This window comes from bacterium (assembly GCA_030647005.1).
Classification (GTDB): domain Bacteria; phylum Patescibacteriota; class Patescibacteriia; order JACPHY01; family JACPHY01; genus JAUSKG01.
In genome coordinates this window covers 1-3665 of record JAUSKG010000019.1, presented here as the reverse complement: position 1 = coordinate 3665, position 3665 = coordinate 1, and the positions used below count along the sequence as shown (strand labels likewise).

Annotated in this window: 3 protein-coding genes; all 3 read left to right on the top strand. The window is 63.4% G+C overall.

The features are described 5' to 3' along the window. Positions 1–93: 93 nt before the first annotated feature. The 3 genes from Q7S96_02140 to Q7S96_02130 all read left to right on the top strand — a co-directional run bounded on the left by Q7S96_02140 (position 94) and on the right by Q7S96_02130 (position 3521). Positions 94–1323, top strand: a complete 1230-nt coding sequence (locus tag Q7S96_02140; protein MDO8463048.1) for a hypothetical protein — start codon at positions 94–96, stop codon at positions 1321–1323. Between the two features lie 262 nt (positions 1324–1585). Continuing rightward, entirely contained in the window at positions 1586–2083 is a 498-nt protein-coding gene (locus tag Q7S96_02135) for a hypothetical protein (protein MDO8463047.1), read from the top strand. A 205-nt stretch (positions 2084–2288) separates the two neighbouring features. After that, the gene (locus tag Q7S96_02130) at positions 2289–3521 is read left to right on the top strand and encodes a hypothetical protein (GenBank protein ID MDO8463046.1); all 1233 of its coding nucleotides are present in this window, start codon (positions 2289–2291) and stop codon (positions 3519–3521) included. The last annotated feature ends 144 nt before the right edge of the window (positions 3522–3665 follow it).

Here is a 3665-nt window from a genome sequence, read left to right as displayed (position 1 = left end):
CCCGCGAACGCCGAAGATTACCTCAGCGTGTACGCCCGCGTGCATGGCGACGCGCCTTCCGGTCGCTAACACATCACGTTCAACACCTACAGCGTGGAGCAGGATGGCGTGCCGGTGACCATCGCGGGCCTCCCCGCGCACGGCCCGGAGTTCACCATCGGAACGGAAACGCTGGAAGCATGCGAGTCGGAAGCGACGGAGGAACCAACGTGTTCCGTCGGGGCGGCGACGCTCAGCGATTCGTGCATCCGTGAGGTGACAGCGCGGCAGCATCAAGCATACTACGAGCAGCGTATTGGGTGCACGCACGAGGGTCCGTACGCCGGATACTGCGGGCGGAGCAGCATCTTCTCGATCGAGTACTTCGGCAACTGCGCCCCGCGTTTGGTCGAATCCTTCGCGCTCCGACTGTGGAAGTACGAAGGTTCGGATGCGATCGAGGTGGATGTCCGCGATGTCTTCCACGGCGACGCCATGGCATCTCTCGACCTCGGTCTCGTGGGCGACGCGTACAGGAGCGCGGCGCTCATCGTCGAGCCCGACGAGGACGCGGTCGGGTCAGGCGAGAGCTTCACCGTCTCGCACATCGAGGGCTTCCCCATTCCCGCGAGCGGCACCGCGTCCATGGACGTCTCGGTCCAACGTCGCTACGATGCAGAGCCGGGAAGGTACCAGTTCATGCTCGAGCAGCTCACGACGACCGCGCTCGATGGTACCGCGCCCCACGTGTTCGAGGTCTTCTGGGGCGGGCAGTTCGTGATCGTTGGACCACCGGAGGCGGAGTCGTGCCGTGTGGAGGAGACGATCCTGCCGAGTGGACCGAACAATCTCGTGTTCACCACGCCAGCGTTCTCGGAGCAGTTGTTCTCGTTCGAGCTGTTGGGCACGTGCGAGGAAGATCTCTTGCTGGATACCGTGACGGTGCAGCTCGTGCGTCAGGAGGGCAACGGTTTTGTGGCCGCGAGTATCTGCGAGACGTTCGCGTGCGACTGCGAGCGTGAGGATTGCGGCGGCGGGCCTTTCGGGATCATGGACGCGAACACCGGCTACTGGCTCGGCATGGACGATGTGGGTCTCACGTTGGACGGGTCGCAGTGGTTCGGCACCCCGTTCGATCGCACCACCTATCCCGCTCCTCGGACGCGCTTGCGCATCCCCGCGACCGGCTCGCTCAAGTTCGCGCTTGCCGGTGCGCCGCTCGCGAGCGCAATTCCTGGTACCTACCGCTTCATCATCGCGGGCGCAAAGGCGATGAGCACGGATTTCGAACGGTACCATCAGTACAACCCCACCCTGGGGCCGGCGATCACCATCGGCGAGTAGTTCCTTTCCACGCGTCGTTCCGACGCACCTGTGGCCAACCTCGGTTGGCCGCTCCCCTGAGTTTTCCATCGCCCGTCATTTCGACCGAGCGAGTCGGCAAGCGAGTGGAGAAATCTCGTCCTACAGGAACACGAGATCTCTCGACTCGCGGACTCGCTCGAGATGACGAGGGAAAGTAGAGCACCTCGCTCGAGATGACGGAAGATTGGAAGGTTCGGGGGAGGACTGATCCTCTTATTCACAACCGAGAAAGGAGACACACATGTGCCGATTTGTGCTCGTGCTCGCCATGATGGCGAGCGGATGTGCGGCAACGCAGAAGCCCGTCAACGAGAGCACGATGATGCCGTGGTCCGGCCACCTCATCGTGGACTTCGAGTCCGAAGTTCCGCGCGTGATCCTGCTCTACACATTTGAGGACATCACGCCCCTGGTGATGGAGCGAGGTCTCGCAGTGACCGCGCAGCGAGTGGACAGCGACCTGTACCGGTACGGCGTCCAGCGCAGCAGAATATTCAAGGATGTTTTCGTCACGAAGGGCGGCCGCGTGTACGGATCGGTCGTCGTGGACGACTCTACGGTGTACATCCGCGCCTCCCCGTTGCTGGAGGGCAAGGAATATCGTTGCCGCGCACGATCCTCCGTATGTGGCCCCGTGTACAAGCTCGATGTCGAGGACATCATCGGCTGCGAAGGTCCGCGGTGTGATGAGCTCATCATCGAGCACAACAGCAGCGATCAACCGCTGCACATGCTGTAGGATAAGTGGCCAAGCCCCCGCGCTTGGCCACTCCCCCGAGTTTTTCACCGCTCGTCATTTCGACCGAAGGGAGAAATCTCACCAGCCCCAATTTTTTGAGGCGTGTGAGATCTCTCGACTCGCGGACTCGCTCGAGATGACGGAGGGACTGGAAGGTTCGGGGGAGGACTGATCCTCCCATTCACAACGAGAGAGGAGTTCGCAGATGCGTACGATGATGCTTGGAGTGGCACTCATTGCCGCGGCGTGCGGCACGGAGGCCCAGCAGTCGCATTGCGACGCGCCCGGCGAGGTGACTCCCGGGACGATCGAGATCAATACCGGTGAGCAAGAACTGGGCTTCGGCGCGGGCAACACGTTCGGCCAGGAGGATACCTGGACGCGCGTCCCGAAGGTACGGGAGGTTCCGGCGTGCGAGGAGCCAACGTTTCTCGTGGTGAACGTCGGGCCGGTGGATGATCCCGAGGGCGAGTTCCTCGGCGTCGCCGCGACGGTGACCGCTGGCAACTGCGGTGTCACCGTGGAGAGCGTCACCTTCGATCTGCGCATGCAGACGGAGGAGGGATACACGGTGCCGCTCAGTGGCCCGACATCGCTCCTCGCCTCGACGCGCATCGCCACAGGCAATCCCGCTGACGTGACTCCGGGCGGACGGACTGCAGATGCCTTGACCACCGAGTTGTCGCTCACCCCCGTGGGCGCGCTCGCGTGGAGCACCTACGATCCGATCGCGGTCCCCGCGCACGAGAGCCGCATCATTGGGCTTTTCGCGGAGCTCGGACCGGCGGCATCGGGCAGGTACCTGTTCAGCGTCGTCGGTGGGAGTGCCAGCTTCGACACGGGGGATCGCACGCACGGCCTCCGTGGCCCGCTCTTGGGCCTCTCGTTCCACGTGAGCGAGCCGGAGCCCATGCGATGTACGCAGCTCAAAGCGCGCGTCTGGGGTCTCGTGCCCGCAGCAAACCCCGACCCCAACGAGCACGAGCGCGTGTTCGTGGCCGAGATCGGTGGCAGCAACTGCGACATCTCCCTGGACCACATCGAGATCGCCACACGGAGCATCGTAGACGTAAACGGTAGTGGCGACGAGTGGGCGATGTACACGAACTTCGATCAACTCGCCAACGATGTTGTCGTCACGGTGTACCGGGCGTCGTACCGCAGCCACGAGATACACTGGGAAGAGCCGTTCGCAACAACCACCGCCGATGTCCCCGGGCTCGCCTCGAGGCGCACCATCGGCGTCGACATGGTTGTCCCTGCAGGTGCCGCCCTCATCATCGAGGTGTACCTCATGGTGAATGCCGACGCGCCTCCGGGTGAGTACCTGTTCGCACTCGAGGGCTTCAGCGGAACGGTCGTCGAGACAGGCGACGCGTACACCGGGTACGGGTTCGCCATGCCCGTCCACGGCATGCCCTTCTCCATCACGGAGTAACGGTTCCCGCGTTTTCCGATGCGGCGCCCCTGCGCGCCGCCAGTGGCCAAGCCCCCGCGCTTGGCCACTCCCCCGAGTTATCCATCGCTCGTCATTTCGACCGAGCGAGTCGGCAAGCGAGTGGAGAAATCTCGTCCTACAGGA

Bases quoted from the DNA above. Each gene is read 5' to 3' on its own strand.
- Q7S96_02135 (MDO8463047.1), top strand. From the start codon at position 1,586: ATGTGCCGATTTGTGCTCGTGCTCGCCATGATGGCGAGCGGATGTGCG.
- Q7S96_02130 (MDO8463046.1), top strand. From the start codon at position 2,289: ATGCGTACGATGATGCTTGGAGTGGCACTCATTGCCGCGGCGTGCGGC.